This window comes from Mycoavidus sp. HKI (genome assembly GCF_020023735.2).
Taxonomy (GTDB): domain Bacteria; phylum Pseudomonadota; class Gammaproteobacteria; order Burkholderiales; family Burkholderiaceae; genus Mycoavidus.
In genome coordinates this window covers 2,081,062-2,098,003 of record NZ_CP076444.2, presented here as the reverse complement: position 1 = coordinate 2,098,003, position 16,942 = coordinate 2,081,062, and the positions used below count along the sequence as shown (strand labels likewise).

At 48.8% G+C, this 16,942-nt stretch carries 16 protein-coding genes and 2 pseudogenes; 13 read left to right on the top strand and 5 right to left on the bottom strand.

The features are described from left to right. The first annotated feature begins 171 nt into the window (after positions 1-171). The 8 genes from KMZ15_RS08100 (at position 172) to nadC (ending at position 8,035) form a co-directional block, all read left to right on the top strand. Positions 172-1,620, top strand: coding sequence for a pitrilysin family protein (locus tag KMZ15_RS08100; RefSeq protein WP_258134747.1), 1,449 nt, complete (start codon positions 172-174; stop codon positions 1,618-1,620). Then, positions 1,620-2,978 (top strand): pitrilysin family protein, encoded by a 1,359-nt coding sequence (locus KMZ15_RS08095; RefSeq protein ID WP_223692448.1) that lies wholly within the window; start codon positions 1,620-1,622, stop codon positions 2,976-2,978. Before KMZ15_RS08100 ends, KMZ15_RS08095 begins: the two co-directional genes overlap by 1 nt. A 23-nt stretch (positions 2,979-3,001) precedes the next feature. Then, entirely contained in the window at positions 3,002-3,706 is a 705-nt protein-coding gene (rsmD, locus tag KMZ15_RS08090) for a 16S rRNA (guanine(966)-N(2))-methyltransferase RsmD (protein ID WP_223692446.1), read from the top strand. Continuing rightward, positions 3,703-4,230 (top strand): pantetheine-phosphate adenylyltransferase, encoded by a 528-nt coding sequence (gene coaD / locus KMZ15_RS08085; protein ID WP_223692444.1) that lies wholly within the window; start codon positions 3,703-3,705, stop codon positions 4,228-4,230. Before rsmD ends, coaD begins: the two co-directional genes overlap by 4 nt. Positions 4,231-4,233: 3 nt before the next feature. Next, on the top strand, positions 4,234-4,491 hold the full coding sequence (locus KMZ15_RS08080) for a YfhL family 4Fe-4S dicluster ferredoxin (RefSeq protein ID WP_223692442.1): 258 nt from the start codon (positions 4,234-4,236) through the stop codon (positions 4,489-4,491). 272 nt (positions 4,492-4,763) lie between these two features. Next, positions 4,764-5,960 (top strand): fatty acid desaturase, encoded by a 1,197-nt coding sequence (locus KMZ15_RS08075; RefSeq protein ID WP_223692440.1) that lies wholly within the window; start codon positions 4,764-4,766, stop codon positions 5,958-5,960. 2 nt (positions 5,961-5,962) lie between these two features. After that, positions 5,963-7,111, top strand: a complete 1,149-nt coding sequence (gene nadA / locus KMZ15_RS08070; protein ID WP_223692438.1) for a quinolinate synthase NadA — start codon at positions 5,963-5,965, stop codon at positions 7,109-7,111. A gap of 57 nt (positions 7,112-7,168) precedes the next feature. Continuing rightward, positions 7,169-8,035, top strand: coding sequence for a carboxylating nicotinate-nucleotide diphosphorylase (nadC, locus tag KMZ15_RS08065; protein ID WP_223692435.1), 867 nt, complete (start codon positions 7,169-7,171; stop codon positions 8,033-8,035). Between the two features lie 29 nt (positions 8,036-8,064). Here the strand turns inward: nadC and KMZ15_RS08060 are convergent, their stop codons facing one another. The 3 genes and pseudogenes from KMZ15_RS08060 to KMZ15_RS08050 all read right to left on the bottom strand — a co-directional run. Next, a complete protein-coding gene (locus tag KMZ15_RS08060; protein ID WP_223692433.1) occupies positions 8,065-9,075 on the bottom strand; it encodes a DMT family transporter in 1,011 nt (336 codons plus the stop codon). Positions 9,076-9,283: 208 nt separating this feature from the next. Next, positions 9,284-9,463 (bottom strand): hypothetical protein, encoded by a 180-nt coding sequence (locus KMZ15_RS08055; RefSeq protein ID WP_223692430.1) that lies wholly within the window; start codon positions 9,461-9,463, stop codon positions 9,284-9,286. Between the two features lie 142 nt (positions 9,464-9,605). Then, positions 9,606-9,767 (bottom strand): annotated as a pseudogene (locus tag KMZ15_RS08050) (IS982 family transposase); the annotation flags it as partial. 289 nt (positions 9,768-10,056) lie between these two features. Between KMZ15_RS08050 and KMZ15_RS08045 the strand changes: the two are divergent. From KMZ15_RS08045 to KMZ15_RS08030, 4 genes and pseudogenes are all read left to right on the top strand, one after another. Next, positions 10,057-11,058: a fatty acid desaturase family protein gene (locus tag KMZ15_RS08045; protein WP_223692428.1), complete on the top strand. Its 1,002-nt coding sequence runs from the start codon at positions 10,057-10,059 to the stop codon at positions 11,056-11,058. 91 nt (positions 11,059-11,149) lie between these two features. Next, positions 11,150-12,157: an aminotransferase class I/II-fold pyridoxal phosphate-dependent enzyme gene (locus KMZ15_RS08040; RefSeq protein WP_223692426.1), complete on the top strand. Its 1,008-nt coding sequence runs from the start codon at positions 11,150-11,152 to the stop codon at positions 12,155-12,157. 93 nt (positions 12,158-12,250) lie between these two features. Then, a complete protein-coding gene (locus KMZ15_RS08035) occupies positions 12,251-13,300 on the top strand; it encodes an inosamine-phosphate amidinotransferase 1 (RefSeq protein WP_223692424.1) in 1,050 nt (349 codons plus the stop codon). A gap of 290 nt (positions 13,301-13,590) precedes the next feature. Continuing rightward, positions 13,591-14,093, top strand: a pseudogene (locus tag KMZ15_RS08030) (nicotinate-nucleotide diphosphorylase); the annotation flags it as partial. Between the two features lie 91 nt (positions 14,094-14,184). Here the strand turns inward: KMZ15_RS08030 and KMZ15_RS08025 are convergent. Together KMZ15_RS08025 and KMZ15_RS08020 are read right to left on the bottom strand one after the other, a co-directional pair. Then, entirely contained in the window at positions 14,185-14,997 is an 813-nt protein-coding gene (locus KMZ15_RS08025) for a BPSS1780 family membrane protein (protein WP_223692421.1), read from the bottom strand. A gap of 132 nt (positions 14,998-15,129) precedes the next feature. Beyond that, on the bottom strand, positions 15,130-15,384 hold the full coding sequence (locus tag KMZ15_RS08020) for a hypothetical protein (protein WP_223692419.1): 255 nt from the start codon (positions 15,382-15,384) through the stop codon (positions 15,130-15,132). Positions 15,385-15,442: 58 nt separating this feature from the next. Here KMZ15_RS08020 and KMZ15_RS08015 point away from each other — a divergent pair, with 58 nt between their 5' ends. After that, positions 15,443-16,612: a Fic family protein gene (locus tag KMZ15_RS08015; protein ID WP_223692417.1), complete on the top strand. Its 1,170-nt coding sequence runs from the start codon at positions 15,443-15,445 to the stop codon at positions 16,610-16,612. Positions 16,613-16,942: the final 330 nt, after the last annotated feature.

The window sequence follows — 16,942 nt, the reverse complement described above, 5'->3', positions numbered from 1 at the left end:
CTCCCTACGGAGCATGTATCAGTGCTTTCATCATGATTGGGTATTTTTAGTGTAAGCAAAATGTGCTTAGTCGAAAATCACGGTATCTAGGACTGTTGATCAATCAGCATTGAGTTCAATTAATTTATGTTGCTGAATAAGAATATATTGAAAAAGCTAGCTAAAGCAGCTATGCCATTACGCGTTATGGCGCGCGCTTATATGCGAGGCCATTTCTTGCGAAGCGGTGCCTGTCTGTTGACACTTCTCTGCGTAGCTAGCGTATCGGCTGCCACCTCGAGGGCTGAAGGCGCGTCAAGTGCTGACCTCCAACACGCGTTGCCGACAACGGAATTTACTTTAGCTAACGGCTTACGCGTCATCGTGCGTGAAGATCACCGGGCGCCGACTGTGCTGCAGATGCTTTTTTATAAAGCCGGCTCGCTAGATGAGCTAAGCGGTACCACTGGGGTGGCGCATGTGCTCGAGCACATGATGTTTCGCGGCACTCAGCAGTTTGGACCGGGAGAATTTTCGCAACGCGTGGCAGCTCTCGGCGGCAGCGAGAATGCGTTTACGATGCAAGACTGTACAGCGTATTTCACGCGTATAGAGAAATCGCATCTATCTGAAATCATGGCGTTAGAAGCGGACCGGATGCAAAATCTTGCTATCACCAGCGAACTATTCGAGCGGGAAATTCGCGTGGTGATGGAAGAGCGGCGTTTATCCCTTGAAGATAAACCTGAGGCGCTGCTGGATGAGGCCTTGCAGGCAACGGCATATAATGCGTCGCCTGCGCGCTGGCCGGTGATTGGCTGGCAGGATGATTTGCAACAGATGACGTGGTTTGACGCCCGGGCGTGGTATGAACGATGGTACGCACCGAATAATGCAGTGCTGGTGGTGGCCGGAGATGTTGATGCTGCATCTGTGCGCAGCCAGGCTGAGCGTTGGTTTGGCGCGATTCCAGCACGGCCATTGCCGGCGCGTAAACCACAAAATGAACCGCTTCAGCGCGGCTTGAAACGCGTGACGATCAAGGCGCCTGCTGATGTGCCACGCGTCGTATTGGCATTCAAAGCCATGCCGTTAGAGGCAAACTCCGCGGCGAAGCAAGATGCTTACGCCCTCAGTGTGCTGGCCGCTGTGCTGGATGGCTATCCAAATGCACGACTGGAAAAACATCTTGTGCGCGAACAACGCCTAGCCGACTGGGTCGATGCCTCTTATAGTATGGTGGCGCGTGGGCCTCAGCTATTTACGCTAAGCGCGATCCCGGCGCAGGGCCGCTCGTTAATCGAGCTAGAAGCTGCTTTACGCAGTGAGCTACGGCGAATTGCGCAAAACGGGGTCAGTGCTCAGGAGCTACAGCGTGTCAAAACGCAACTGTACTCCGCGCGGATCTATGGACGAGACTCTGTCTTTAGCCAAGTGATGGAAATAGGTTTAGCTGAAGTGGCGGGGCATTCATGGCGCGCCATCGAGCCCATGGATCAAGCCCTCAATGCGGTGACGGCGCAAGATGTGCAAGCGGTGGCGGCGCGTTATTTCAGTGATGATCAGCTGACCGTGGCTACGCTGATGCCACCGCACACGCAGTCAACGCCGCGCTTGAGAAAAAGATCGCAAGGAAAGTAATGGAACGAGTCAGGATGCCGCTTAGGATTAAATTTTTACGTTTAACGACTCTGCTTGCCGCAGTCGTGCTGGGATGGCCGGCGCCGTTATTGGCTGGACCGTTGATTCAGCAATGGACCACACCGTCGGGGGCAAAAGTACTGTTGGTTGAAGATCATGCGATTCCAATGCTCGATATTCAAGTCAATTTTTCTGCAGGCAGCCGTTATGACCCACCTAACCGCAGCGGATTAGCCGCCATGACGGCGCACATGTTGAGTACGGGAACGCGTACGGCCAAAGGTTGCTTAGGGTTGACGGAAGCGCAGATTGAAGATCGCTTAGCCGAGATTGGCGGCGTGATCTCGGATACCGTGGATGGCGATAGCGCGGCTTTGCGCTTGCGCACATTGTCAGCTGCGCCCAAGCGCGATGCGGCGCTGGCGGTTTTTGCGGGCATTTTGCAGTGTCCGGCTTTGCCGGAAAAAAAGTTAGTCCGTGAAAGGCAGCGTGTGATCACGGCTCTCAATGTGTCGGAAAAGCAGCCACAGGCGCAGGCTGAAAAGGCCTTCAAGGCCGCCGTATTTGGCGCGCATCCATATGGCGCATCGCCTGGCCCCAAAAGCATTGCAGCTTTGACGCAAGCCGACCTAATTTCGTTCTATCAGGCACACTATACTGCCCAACATGCGGTCCTCAGCATTGTCGGTGACTGTGACCGGGCGCAAGCAGAGCGCATTGCTGAGCAGCTGATGCGCGCGTTGCCTGATAGCGCGCCAGGCGCAGCGCTGCCCCCGGTGGTACCGCTATCTGGCTCATCTGAGATTAAGCTGCTGAATCCGGCCTCGCAAGCGCACATTTTGATTGGCGCGCCCGCCATTGCACGAGGTGACCCGGATTATTTTCCGTTATTAGTGGCGAATCAAGTGCTAGGTGGTGGCACACTGATCTCTCGGCTCGGGCATGAAGTGCGGGAGCAGCGCGGCTTGTCCTATGGTGTATACAGCGCTTTCATCCCTGCAGCGCAGCCGGGTAGTTTCCAAATTAGCCTGCAAACACGCAAAGACCAGGCTCATGAGGCCTTGGCTGTGGTGCGTGAAACTCTCGCGACATTTATTGCCCAGGGGCCTACCCAAGCAGAATTGGATGCGGCCAAGAATTATCTGGTGAACAGTTTTCCATTGCAACTTGACAGTAATGGCAAGTGGCTGAGGATCGTGGCGACCATAGGTGTTTACGGGCTGCCTTTGGATTATCTAGAAACCTGGCCTGCGCGTGTCAATGCAGTGACGCGTGCCGAAGCGCACGCCGCATTTGTAAAACATGTGAGTGTAAACCAGATGGCGACCGTATTAGTCGGCGCGCCAGTTGCACCCTAGAGGTGCAATCAGCATTTTAGTTTATGGCTATTTCATCTGAATTTTCTACTGCCGCAGCGCGTACGCGCGCCGCGGCACATTCGGTGCGCATCATCGGCGGGGCTTGGAAGCGCATGCATTTGCCGGTGCTGGATATGGGCGAATTGCGGCCAACCCCTGATCGGGTTCGTGAAACACTATTCAATTGGTTGGGCCAAAGGCTTGATGGCTTGGTGTGCTTGGATTTATTTGCCGGTAGCGGCGCATTAGGTTTCGAGGCTGCCTCGCGAGGCGCTGCGCGCGTGCTGATGGTTGAGCGACAATTACGGATTGTGCAGCAACTACGGCGCAATCGAGAAAAGCTCGCGGCTCAGACAATAGAAATTGTCCATGCGGATGCGCTAAAATTTGCCTGTGGGCTTGCCGCGGGCAGTTTTGATTTAATCTTCCTTGATCCCCCGTTTGCTACGAACTTGCTTGAACCTGCATTAAAGCTGTGTATGCCGCTTGTGCGCATAGGAGGCGCCATTTATATTGAATCATCTAGGTCACTGGCCCGGGGCAAGCAACTGGTCTTGCCAACGGATGCTATCTCGACGGGCGACCCATCTGGGTTAGCGCTGACGGGTGAGCAGATGGAGTGGAGCGTCGTACGGCACGGTAGGGCAGGGGCTGTGCATTATCATTTACTTCGCCGCCTGGCTAGCCAGGCTGGCGATATTTTGCCTTCTGATGGAGAAACGGCATGATCGTTGCAGTATATCCGGGGACCTTTGATCCGTTCACGCGCGGCCACGAGGATATTGTGCGCCGGGCTGCCAGCATTTTCGACAAACTGATTATCGGGGTTGCCGATAGTCGTAATAAACGGCCTTTTTTTACCCTCGATGAACGGCTGGCGATTGCGCGCGAAGTGCTTGGACATTATCCTAATGTTCAAATCGAGAGTTTTAAGGGCTTACTAAAAGATTTCGTACGTAGCCATGAAGCGCGCGTAATTGTGCGTGGCCTGCGCGCCGTGTCAGATTTTGAATATGAATTTCAAATGGCCGGCATGAATCGTTATCTGATGCCGGATATTGAAATGATGTTTATGACCCCGGCTGACCAGTACCAATTTATTTCCGGTACGATTGTGCGAGAAATCGCGCAACTGGGCGGCGATATTAGCAAATTTGTCTTTCCATCGGTCGAAAAAAAGATCAAAGAAAAAGTCGCGGTGCTCGCGGCTGAGGTTGATCGTCATAGCCTGCCGCAACAGGTGCGGGGATAAGCTATGGCGCTGATGATTACCGATGAGTGTATTAATTGTGACGTTTGTGAACCGGAATGCCCAAATGACGCGATTTCAATGGGGACTGAGATTTACGTCATTGACCCGAGTAAATGCACTGAATGCGTCGGACATTTTGATGAACCGCAATGCCAGCAAGTATGTCCAGTTGAGTGCATTCCGCTTAACCCTGAATATACTGAAACACGCGTCCAGTTACTGCAGAAATATCATAAACTGGTGGTGCAAAAGGGAGAGTAATCAATGGCAGATTGCCCGCTACGGCTGAATAGTTCGTTATCGCGAACGGCCCCGAAATACCGCGTGTCCCCCCTTCTAGACTGAGGCGTATGCTATTTCTGTATAACCGACTAGCGCGCGCTTTTGGGCAATATCTAGCTTAGGTGAACGGCGCATCTGCCGTATAGGATAAAATACGCTTATTCTGCCGTCTCAGTGAAATCTTATGAAGCCGAAGTTTTGAGAGCGCTTAGCGGTGTTATTTTTGACCTTTCTAACAGGAGGCGGCTATTTTGTTGCACGCTTTGCTTGAATTTTTCTCTCATGGCTTATTGAATTTGTCATATTGGCAAATTGCCATCTATACCCTTGCTGTAACCCATATCACGATTATTGGGGTGACAGTTTATCTGCATCGTTGCCAAGCGCACCGTGCGCTTGAGTTACATCCAATCGTCAGTCATTTTTTCCGGCTTTGGTTATGGCTAACAACGGGGATGGTGACGGGTCAGTGGGCCGCCATTCATCGTAAACATCATGCCAAATGTGAAACCGATGAAGATCCACACAGCCCGCAACGGCGCGGCATCTGGAAAGTATTGCTAGAAGGCGCCGAATTGTACCGAGCGGAAGCAAAAAATCAAGAAACACTGAGCAAATATAGCCGTGGCACGCCCGATGATTGGCTGGAACGCAATGTATATGGCAAGCATTCGGTGCTTGGCGTCTCTCTGATGATGATCATCAATATTGCGCTTTTTGGTGTGGTTGGTGTGTCAGTGTGGGCGGTGCAGATGATTTGGGTGCCGTTTTGGGCTGCCGGCGTGGTGAATGGGCTTGCGCACTATTGGGGTTATCGCAATTATGATTGCGCCGACGCCAGCACCAACATTTTCCCATTGGGGATATTAATTGGCGGCGAAGAATTACATAACAATCACCACACTTTTGCTACCTCAGCTAAGCTATCGAGTAAATGGTATGAGTTCGATATTGGCTGGATGTATATTCGGATTTTGTCTGCGCTACGACTGGCTACAGTCAAAAAAGTGGCGCCCGTACCCAAACTGACACAAGGCAAGCCGGTACTGGATCTTGAGACTTTGCAGGCGGTCTTGGCGAATCGTTATGAGGTGATGGCGCGTTACGCCAAGACGGCAAAGCGTGCGTATCGGCAGGAATTGGTGCACCTTAAAGAACTCGGCGGCCAAGAAAAATATCTGTTGGTTAAAAGCGCGCGTGAATGGTTTCATAACGAAAGCACTCGCCTCGAGAAATTTCAAAAAGAGCAGTTGCCACACATTTTGGCGCATAGCAATGCATTGCGTACCTTTCATGAGTTGCAGGGCGAGCTAGCCGCTATCTGGGAACGCTCAAATGCTTCACGCGAGCAACTGTTACATCAGCTACAAACTTGGTGTCACCGGGCCGAAGAAAGTGGCATTAAAGCTTTACAAGACTTTTCGCTACGCCTACGCTGTTATTCATGACAATGAAGCAATCTTCGTCGCAAGTTATTAAGGCGGTTGATTTTGACCACCCGCAAACGCAAGGCGCCGTCTGCGGCGTAGGGCGTGGTTGGGCGCGTGTGCCAGACGTGCCGAGCCCAACTGAGCAACTCGCGTTAAAAGAGCGTATTCGTGCTTTGCTCATCCGCAATCAAGCCGTGTTGGTGGCGCATTATTATGTGGATGCTCAATTGCAGGAGCTGGCGGATGAAACCGGCGGCTGTGTGGCAGATTCACTAGAAATGGCGCGTTTTGGCCGCGATCATCCCGCGCGCACTTTAGTGGTGGCAGGGGTGCGCTTTATGGGTGAGACCGCCAAAATTCTAAGCCCAGACAAGCGCGTGCTGATGCCTGATCTTGATGCGACTTGCTCACTGGATTTGGGTTGCCCGGCAGATGAATTCTCGGCTTTTTGCGATGCTCATCCAGAGCGCACGGTAGTGGTCTACGCTAACACCAGCGCCGCCGTCAAAGCGCGGGCGGACTGGATGGTAACGTCATCGATTGGCCTCGAGATCATCGCTCAATTGCATGCTCAGGGAGAAAAAATCCTCTGGGCGCCAGATCGCCATCTCGGCCAATATATTCAGCAAAAGACCGGCGCGGATATGTTGCTTTGGCAGGGCTCATGCGTGGTGCATGACGAATTTAAAGGGGTTGAACTAGAACTACTGCGCGCTGAGCATCCGCACGCTAAAGTACTGGTGCATCCAGAGTCGCCGGCTGCCGTGGTGGCGCAAGCGGATGTGGTTGGCTCAACGACGCAATTGATTGCTGCCGCCCAAAACCTCGATGCAACTGAATTTATCGTTGCCACCGATTTAGGGATTTTGTACAAAATGCGCGCAGCAGCGCCCACTAAGCACTTCATTGCAGCGCCAACAGCGGGCAATAGCGCAACCTGTAAAAGTTGTGCATATTGCCCTTGGATGGCGATGAATGGGCTGGCCAACCTCGCCGATGTACTGGAGCGTGGACATAACGAAATTCAGATTGATGCAGAGATTGCGGCGCGCGCGCGTGTGCCGATTGATCGCATGCTGGATTTTGCCGCGCGTCAGCGTAGTACCGTGCGTGCCAGTGGCGATCTCGCACGCGATGGCGCGTTATTTGCTCATGTTGGACCAGCTTGAGTGCTTTGACGCGGAAAGCATCTGACTCAATACCCAACGCATTCTCTTCTTCACAAAATGGCACCCTCTGAAACAATCCGTAGTGAATATGGCGAACTATTTGAGCAGGCGCTGATCCGCACTGTAGCGGATGCGCTGAGTGAGGATATTGGTTCACAAGATCAAACGGGCCGTTTGCTCAATGCGAGTCAGATGGGCGCGGCACGCATCATCGTGCGTGAAGCTGCCGTGTTGTGCGGCATCCCGTGGGTTACCGAGGTGATGCGTCAGCTTGAGCCAACGATTACGCTCGAATGGTTTTATCAGGAAGGTGAACTGATGCGAGCTGGCGATGTGGTTTGCATCGTGCGTGGACCGCTCCGTTTAATCTTGACCGGTGAACGAACTGCGCTCAATTTTTTGCAAATGCTATCAGGGGTAGCGACTGCGACACAGCATTATGTTAACGCTATTGCAGGCACGCAAGCGCGTATCTTTGATACGCGCAAAACTTTACCAGGCTTACGGCTTGCGCAAAAATATGCGGTCCGTGTTGGCGGCGGTGAGAATCAGCGGCTGGCGTTATATGATGGTATTTTAATTAAAGAAAACCATATCGCCGCAGCAGGTGGCGTCGCTAAGGCGCTGGCTGCCGCTAGTGCGCTGAAGGCGCAGGTGCCGGTCCAAATAGAAGTTGAGACATTGGCTCAGCTTGAGGAGGCGCTTAGCGCACAGGCATGGTTAATTCTGCTGGATAATTTTACCCTTAAGCAACTGCGCGAAGCCGTGCGCATCAATGCTGGCCGCGCTGTACTCGAGGTCTCGGGAGGCGTGCATCTAGAGACCGTGCGCGCAATTGCTGAGGTAGGTGTGGATCGAATTTCAATCGGTGCATTGACTAAGCATCTGCAGGCAACGGATTACTCGTTACGGGTGATTGATTAGGTTAACCTAGCATCCATTTATTAGCCACTCTATGGCACAGCCTGGTGGGCAACACGCTCTTGCTGCTGAAACCAGCTAGACAAGAGTGAAGCTGCCACGATTGCCCCGCCCCCAGACACCTCGCGCCATCCTAGTGTTTCTCCCGCTAGCAACCAAGTTGAAATAGCTGTCACCACAATTTCAAAAAGCATTAAAAGCGCGGCTCGATTCGCAGGCATACGTGACAAACCATATTGAATCAACAGGCTATTCGCTGCGAGCAAAATACCTAAGCCGATTAATAAGATAAAAGCAAAACCTGGCTGAGTCAGTGGCGCACTCATAAGAGAGCCACGCATCCACTCAAACCCGCAAATCAAAAAGCCGACCACCATATCGCCAGCAAATACAATAGTGGTGCGCAATTGTGGCGTTTGCACGGGCAGCGTACGACTAATTTTGAGCGCCAACACATTTTGCAAAGCAAAGCCAATGCCAGCGAAAAGGCCAGCCCACTCAGCTAACACGGTTGGTATGGGGAAGCCCAACTCAGGCGACCATAAAATCAACGCTGTGCCTATCAGCGCACACAGCGCAGCCGCCATATCGACCAAAGTGACGCGCTCACGTAAAAGCCAATGAGCAAAAAATGCGGTCCACACAGGTGACAGATAAAACAACAGCAGTACCCGTATCACTTCGCCATGAATCATGCCCCATATAATGCTTACGTTACTCATCCCAGCGGTCACCCCTAAGATTGGCAACAACCAATACGAACTTCCTTTAGGCGCAGCTTGCGTCAATATAATTCGCCATGACTCCAGCAACGGCTGGCGAAATGCAATCAGCGCAAAACAACATGCCGCCAGCCCAATAAGCGCCACAGCTAAAGCACCTGATAAACCCAACGCAGCTAATTGGCGTAATGGATACCAAATCACACCCCAAATCGATGCGCCAACAATCAAAGCAAACGCTGGCCACTGTGCCTGACGATTTAAAAATAAAGCAGCAAAAAATTTTGCTGCTTCCTGCGTACCGTATTGCTTAACTCTCATATTTCACCTTTATTGCACCTTGGTAATCTTCTCATTTTTAATAGGGGGCCGTTTGACGAAGCGTAAATTAAAGTACGCTAGTGCATTGAAACCCTTTATTTATAAAGCCTTCTATGCTTAATGACTACTTTGTTTATGCTTCCGGTTCGATGGCGATCGGTTCAACCTAATGAACCACAATTGTCCGTAAGGCGAGCCTGTGGAGCTTCTAGGGCGTTGAGAAATTGGGTTCAGGCCGTTCAACCCATTCCAAAGGTTTAGCGTACTTTAATTTACGTTTCGTCAAACGACCCAAATAAGAATGCTCTAATTTACCGGCGGCTTGGGCAGCAGCAAACCATTCTAGTTGACTACGTCCCCACAGAACCATCATTTCCCACGTATCCACTCAGCTCCGAAAACGATTCCATCATCGACGGCATCTCTTGGCTCCAAAAAAAGCCAACAGTAGACCCTCTTTATTTACAATTTACAACCCTGTTATTGGCTCTACTCTTTTATTTACTTAGGGCTTCATGCGAAAGCCCTGGGCGACTAATACGCAGGCAGTCGCAAACTGCGGTTGGCGTAGAGTCTGCAATAGAAATCCCTGAGCATTGCCCTTTGAGGGTTTCAAACAGCGCAGCCAAAGCAAGGTTACAGCGCGGTAGCAGCTCAATACAGGGGGTAAGCTGGAAGCGTGGAAATTTTGGAAGGTTATATAAATCAATGAATTAGATTGAGATCCATGGAAATCAGGGTAGAAATTGCAAAAAGCAAGTCTGGCTAGGCTGTCAAACATAGGAGGGATAAAGGGATGTGTTGGGTTTATTGCTTGCCAGAGCTTGTCACCATTTTTGGGCATTACTTGCATCTGTGCTTGGCCTAAATTTGCAAACTATATTCTATTACGGTATTATCGTTTTCCAAACATCGAAACACAGAATTTGCATAGAACAATAGAGCGTTAAACAAATCAAAAAATTTGGAAATGGAAAGGAAATGCGACGAAGCTATAAAAGACATATTTTTGACCGCAATATCTTAGAGCAATCAGAACAGCTTTCTAGATTAGACAATTGGCACGCTCCAGTTGCAGTCATTCTTGATTACACGGTTATTATGGCTTCAATAATCGCCACTCTTTATATTGGATGGATAATTTATCCACTTGCTGTGCTTATCATCGGTTCACGGCAACGCGCTTTGGCAACAATATTGCATGAAGCAGCTCATAGTACTTTAACGTCTAATAAACGATTTTCACAGATTCTGGCCACCTTTTTCAGTGGTTATTTGATTTTTTCTATTTTCTCCGTGTATAAAGCTTCGCATGTCAAATATCACCATGGTCAGTTCGGTAATGTAGAGCTAGACCCTGATTATAAATATATGATAGGGAAAGATATATATCGTATAAAAGATGAGAAGAAACTTATTGGTGATGCAATAATAAAACCTCTCTTGTTGTGGAGTATGCCTAGCTTTTTATTTTATTTAATTAAAGCTCGCACATTTGGCGCAAAAATCCCTAAAGAGCGATTAGAGCATGGGATTTTATGTGCTTATTGGGCTATTTTACTTATAGGTTTTTATCTTTCAGGAAACTTATTGAATTTGTTTTTGTTTTGGATTATTCCATTTTTTACTACTTTCCAAATTATCGGATGGTTTATAGAACTCGCGGAGCATGGGCCGCTGATGGAAAATAAGCTTGATCTGCATATGACCCGCAATCGGCACAGCCACTGGCTCGAGAAGTTTCTAACCGGCATGCATGGTGAGTCTTACCATCTGGTACATCATCTAAGGCCTCGCATTCCATTCTGGCAAGTGGCTGCGTGTCACAAAATCCTATTGCAGGATGCGGAATACAAAAAATGGGATAGTCAATGCGGTGGTATTTTTATGTCATCGAATGGAGCACCCTCAGTGATCTCTTTTTTGATACAGCAATGCCGCCAACGCAAAATGTTTGAATCATCTCAAAACTTAGTTAAATAAGATTATGGAACTCAGTCCTTTAGATATCTGGCTAGACACCTACAAAGATGCACTTTTTAACCTCGGTGAAAGTGGCATTCAGAATAATCTAGTGAGTGATTTTCTGAACCGTGATGGCCTTGATGAGTTTGCCAGGCTCGACTTTGAGCATAACGATATACTGGGTTCGCCTGAACTCAGGCGTGCCGTTGCTGCTCTTTATGACACGCTCGACGAGAATCAGATATTAATCACCAGCGGCGCTACAGAAGCTATTCTTTTATATTATTTATCGACTTTCCAAGCAGGGGCCAATGTCGTCATCGTTCTGCCAACTTTCCACTGTTTATATGATGTGCCGAGCGACTTAGGATTTGAAGTACGGAAAGTTTCCATGCGCCGCGAAAACAAGTTTGCTCTGCCGCTCGATGAGATTAAGCAAAATGTTGATAACCGCACCTCAGCGATTATTGTGTGCTCCCCCAATAATCCAACAGGTATGGTGTGCACGGCTAGCGACTGGAAGGCATTGATTGAAATTGCAGAGCGTGTCGACTGCGATATTGTGGCAGATGAGGAATATCGATTTTTACCCTATGAAACTGCTAGCAATTACTTACCCAGCCCTGTTGACCAATCCCCGCGCGTGATTTCCCTATCATCACCTGGAAAATGTTTTGGCTGTGTTGGACTACGTGTTGGTTGGATGGCAGCGAGAAAAGAGATTATAGAACGGTGTGCTAGTTTTAAAACGCTCACAACACATACGGTATTTAAAGGATCGGACTTTTTGGCGCGTAAAATTATTGAGCGTCATACGGAGCTCACTAGCCAATACCGCACCTGGATTTTAACCAATCTTGCCACATTAAATACTTTAGTGAATGCGCATCCATCTGCAATCGAGTATGTTCCGCCGAAAGCTGGCTCGGTGGCCTTTCCTAGAATCAAAAACTGGCCATCAGCGCAAGCTTTTGCAAAGGAACTCATTACGCGAGAAGACGTGCTCGTGCTTCCTGGTGATGCCTTTGGTATGCCAGATTCTTTCCGCTTGAGGCTAGGAGTACCACCAGATCATTTCAAAGAGGCCATGTTACGCATGTCGCGTCTATTGAAATAAACTGAAGTGTTCCAAGAAAGTTAGACGCTGAGTCGATCTAAGTTTTCTGCTGTTTTGGTGTCCAATTCATATAAATTAAAGGGAGATTTAATAATGATTCAAAGCCACAATGAGTGGGACAAAGTTGAGGAAATTATTGTTGGTACTGGGCTTTACTGCTACGCCCCAAGTTTGGATACGGGGCTTAATATGGAGTTTACAAATACTTCATCTCCAGATGGGATAAACAACAATCCTTTTTATGGAAATTATCCAGCCAAGATTCTTCAGGAAACTGAGGAGGACATTAATAAATTCGTAGAAGAACTGAACAAATTAAAGATAACTGTCCGGCGACCTGAGCCGCCTCCAATGGCGGATTTTGCTACGCCAGATTGGAAGTGTGATCGTTTTTTCCCCTATTGCCCACGTGATGTACTGCTGGTTGTTGGAGACAGAATTATTGAGACTCCAGGGCCTTATCGATCCAGATATTTTGAAACCATTTCCTATAGAAATCTGCTCGCGGAATACATGGATCAGGGTGCCCGATGGTTCTCAGCACCAAAGCCGAGGCTACTAGACACTATCTATGACTACACACGAAATGCCAATGGGCTAAAGTTGAACAATGATGAGCCGGTGTTTGATGCAGCCAATGTTTTGCGAGCTGGGTACGATATTTTTTACCAAATCTCCGACACTGGCAATGAAATGGGCCTGAAATGGTTGGCAAGTATGCTTGGCTCAGAATATACCGTCCATCCAATCAGCTCAGATATTTATTCGTCAGTTCACATCGATTCCACGCTTTGCCTACTTCGACCAGGACTCATTCTGGCTAATCCGGAGAGAGTTAAGAGTTTGGAGTCACTTCCCAAATCTCTGCAGAGCTGGAAGGTTATTTACGCACCAGACATGGTTGAGTATTCTTACTCAGAAATGGAGCCAATATCCTCTAAATGGCTTGGCATGAATCTCCTCATGCTTGCGCCTGATCTCGCAGTAGTTGATGCGCACCAGACCCCATTAATTAAGTTGCTAGAGCAGAACAACATAAACGTGTTACCTCTTACATTGCGACATGGGCGGACGTTAGGAGGAGGATTTCACTGTATTACGCTGGATGTGAAACGCGCTGGAAAATTGGAAAAATATTTTTAACCGGCTGCCCCTACATTCTGCCACTCCCCCTTTGAAGCCCTTGAATATTTTTCTGAAATCTGCTGAGATGGTTTTTTGGGGATTTTTCGGAGGTTAAATGGAGGGGCAACAACCAATTGCCGGAGGGGGGCGAGCCATGCGCCCGGCGCGCGTGCCTAGGCTATCAATTCCATAGGTCAATAAGAGAAAATTTTATAGCGCTTTAACGCTGCCGCGCCAGCACAGTAGGCCGCGCTTTAGCAAGCTGGTCAGGCCAATCGCGGCTGAAATGTAGGCCGTGGCTTTCGCGGACTGCGACACAGCATTATGTTAACGCTATAGCAGGCACGCAAGCGCATATCTTTGATACGTGCAAAACCTTACCCGGCTTACAGCTTGCGCAAAAATATGCGGTCCGTGTTGGCGGCGGTGAGAATCAGCGGCTGGCGTTATATGATGGTATTTTTTAATTAAAGAAAATCATATCGCCGCAGCAGGTGGCGTCGCTAAGGCGCTTGCTGCCGCCAGTGAGCTGAAGGCACAGGTGCCAGTCCAAATAGAGGTTGAGACATTGGCTCAGCTTGAAGAGGCGCTTAGCGCACAGGCACGGTTAATTCTGCTGGATAACTTTACCCTTAAGCACCTGCGCGAAGCTGTGCGCATCAATGCTGGACGCGCTGTACTCGAGGTCTCGGGAGGTGTGAATCTAGAGACCGTACGCGCAATTGCTGAGGTGGGTGTGGATCGAGTTTCAATCGGAGCATTGACTAAGCATCTGCAGGCAACGGATTACTCGTTACGGGTGATTGAGTAGCGCTGCCGTGCCAGAGCGGCAGACTCTACCTACTCTGCCAACAGTCTCATCTTGGAAAATATTGTTACACTCACTTCCACATTAAAAAATATCAGCCATTAACTGTTCGTGAGAGGAGGTTAATTTCAGAATCTAGCTTATCGCTTAAAGACTCAATATCGTGTGAAAAACAGTCAACGTAGCTCGCATAATTCATACACAAAAGAATCGGTATCGAGAGGATGGGAATGGTCAGTGCTAATACTGCAAACACCAGCGTATCAACGTTTAACATAAAGAGTATGCTAAACGCCAAGATATAGGCAGCGCTTAAACATAGTAGCCACAGCAGTGAGTTCAGCATAATCGCGCTAAAATTACGCCAACATGCAAGCACACTAAGACCTAGCGCTTTATGTAGCGGCATCCGATGCCAAGTGATTAAAGCTGGGGTAAATCGGGTCAACATACGAAATATTCTGTAAATTATTATCCTTATCATCATTGCGCCTAGCACATAAAACGACGCATAATTTCCTGCTGCTATGTCTTTAATAAATTGATTGGGAGTGACCCATATTAAGACTACCAAAAGCGCTAAAACAGCCGAGATAAAAAGGGCGATCACTTCATATAAACCGAGCAATAGCAGTCGCCCAACAGTTTTTTTATTATACGTGCTGCGTAGAGTTGACTGGGTGGCAAGTAAGGTTGATTTTTGATTGAGTTTTTTGCGGCATACTGCCATAAAGCCGACTCGTATGAATGGACTTAAAAGCCATTCTCCTACAATTAAAAGGGGTAGGATTAAAAACAAACTGCACAAAGAACCGATCAGGAAAATAAAAGGGTTTTGCCCAAACAGCCAAAGCCCTTTTTTAAACCATGTATAACCCGCTTTGGCGGGGAGTTTATTAATATGCATATACAGGAGTGGAAAATTCCTATAAATTAAAGTGGATGCAAAGCTGGCGCTATTATATGAGCACGTAGTATTTTCTCAAAGTACGCCGGGTCATGAGACTTAAGCATTTGCGCTTGACGTGGTAAATAAACATCATAAAGGCGTGGCCTGAGCGGGTGGATGAGGGTACGCCTCTAACGGTGATCCACTGCACGCCCTTTTTGAAGGGGTAGACCCAACACTCGTGTTCTTGCACAGCAATGCCAGCCTGGCATTCACATCGGGGTCAAACCGGCCGCTCGTGGTATGCCAGCGCTCAGAGAGGGTACTGGCTACACAACGCTCGCTTCCCTTGGTGTTGTCACCCGCCACCATTTCGATCACAATAAAATTCCTTGACAAAAACATATTTTACTTTCGATTTGTATCGTAAAATAAGGACCTTTCTTATTTTAGGTTACGCCCGATGAAACGAATGCTCCAAGGTCGTTATGTCACGATATCGACAACGGGCGAAAAAGCGCGGGCCTTCGTACCCGCACCGCTTCCACCTTGCCCACCTATCGCTTGGACTGCCGAATTGCGCAGAAAATTCGACCGGGCGTTACTCGCGCTAGGACAATTAGATAGCGTATCAACGCTGCTACCTGACACCTCGCTTTTTCTATACATGTATGTACGTAAAGAGGCGGTGCTCTCATCCATGATCGAAGGGACGCAATCTTCACTCTCCGATTTGTTGTTATTCGAGCTAGATGAAATGCCGGGTGTCCCATTAGATGATGTACGTGAAGTGAGCCACTATGTCGCAGCACTCGAACATGGTTTGCGCCTGCTCAAAGAAGGGCTGCCATTGTCATTGCGGCTGATTCGAGAAGTGCACAGCGTGCTGTTAGCAGAGGGTCGTGGTTGTAGGCTAACCCCAGGGGAATTTCGACGCAGCCAAAACTGGATTGGGGGCACACGGCCAGGCAACGCGGCTTTCGTTCCGCCTCCTGCTGAGGAAGTGCTCGCATGTATGAGCAAGCTCGAGCTATTTCTTCATGATCAGCCAGAGCCAACGCCAGTCTTGCTTAAAGCAGCGCTAGCGCATGTGCAGTTTGAAACGATTCACCCATTTCTCGATGGTAATGGTCGTTTGGGCCGCCTCCTGATCACGTTGCTTTTATATGAACAGAAGGTGTTACGAGAGCCCATGCTCTATCTGAGCCTCTATTTCAAAGCCCATCGCCAATACTATTATGAACTGCTCAATAATGTCCGCTTGACTGGTGAATGGGAAGCCTGGCTCGATTTTTTTACTGAAGCCATTACTGTCACCGCTACCCAGGCAGTAGTAACGGCGCAACAACTTCTCGAATTGCTCGCTCAGGATCGAGAAAAAATGAATAGGCTGGGCAGAGCGGCACCTTCTGCTTTGCAAATCCACCAAGTACTTATCGAGCGCCCTGTTACCACCTCGGGCGGGTTAGTAGAGAAAACGGGTCTAACACCCGCCACTGTCAATAAGACATTGGCTCACATGGAAAAACTGGGTATCGTACAAGCACTCACCCCCCAGAAGCGAAACCGCCTGTTCAGTTATGCAAGGTATATAGAAATAGTGGATCGAGGTATAGGGCCGTTGGAGAAGTGACGCGCTTTAGCCTAGAGTTGTGGGGAACTTCTTAGTGGACCTTTTGTGACAGACCAATTAATATTTAACGCTGCCGCGCCAGCACAGTAGGCCGCGCTTTAGCCAACTGGTTAAAATCAATTGCTTATAATTTGTTTCTTAAGGGTAAAAATCAATATACAAATTTTGTATTGCAAAAATTTAAATCCTTTGTTATCTTTTTCAAAGATTTAGCTTCAAAGTAAAAAGTACTGTTGTCAGACTTCCTTAACTAAGGGGTGTCCTCAGTCGTAAAAATAGAGCATGGAGATAGGTGGAGAATGCTGCTTGGCAAGCGCAGAGGGTGAGTGC

Excerpts from the sequence above, each read along its gene's own strand:
- KMZ15_RS08100 (WP_258134747.1), top strand. The coding sequence starts at position 172 with ATGCCATTACGCGTTATGGCGCGCGCTTATATGCGAGGCCATTTCTTG.
- KMZ15_RS08095 (WP_223692448.1), top strand. The coding sequence starts at position 1,620 with ATGGAACGAGTCAGGATGCCGCTTAGGATTAAATTTTTACGTTTAACG.
- rsmD (WP_223692446.1), top strand. The coding sequence starts at position 3,002 with ATGGCTATTTCATCTGAATTTTCTACTGCCGCAGCGCGTACGCGCGCC.
- coaD (WP_223692444.1), top strand. The coding sequence starts at position 3,703 with ATGATCGTTGCAGTATATCCGGGGACCTTTGATCCGTTCACGCGCGGC.
- KMZ15_RS08080 (WP_223692442.1), top strand. The coding sequence starts at position 4,234 with ATGGCGCTGATGATTACCGATGAGTGTATTAATTGTGACGTTTGTGAA.
- nadA (WP_223692438.1), top strand. The coding sequence starts at position 5,963 with ATGAAGCAATCTTCGTCGCAAGTTATTAAGGCGGTTGATTTTGACCAC.
- nadC (WP_223692435.1), top strand. The coding sequence starts at position 7,169 with ATGGCACCCTCTGAAACAATCCGTAGTGAATATGGCGAACTATTTGAG.
- KMZ15_RS08060 (WP_223692433.1), bottom strand. The coding sequence starts at position 9,075 with ATGAGAGTTAAGCAATACGGTACGCAGGAAGCAGCAAAATTTTTTGCT.
- KMZ15_RS08045 (WP_223692428.1), top strand. The coding sequence starts at position 10,057 with ATGCGACGAAGCTATAAAAGACATATTTTTGACCGCAATATCTTAGAG.
- KMZ15_RS08035 (WP_223692424.1), top strand. The coding sequence starts at position 12,251 with ATGATTCAAAGCCACAATGAGTGGGACAAAGTTGAGGAAATTATTGTT.
- KMZ15_RS08025 (WP_223692421.1), bottom strand. The coding sequence starts at position 14,997 with ATGCATATTAATAAACTCCCCGCCAAAGCGGGTTATACATGGTTTAAA.
- KMZ15_RS08020 (WP_223692419.1), bottom strand. The coding sequence starts at position 15,384 with ATGTTTTTGTCAAGGAATTTTATTGTGATCGAAATGGTGGCGGGTGAC.
- KMZ15_RS08015 (WP_223692417.1), top strand. The coding sequence starts at position 15,443 with ATGAAACGAATGCTCCAAGGTCGTTATGTCACGATATCGACAACGGGC.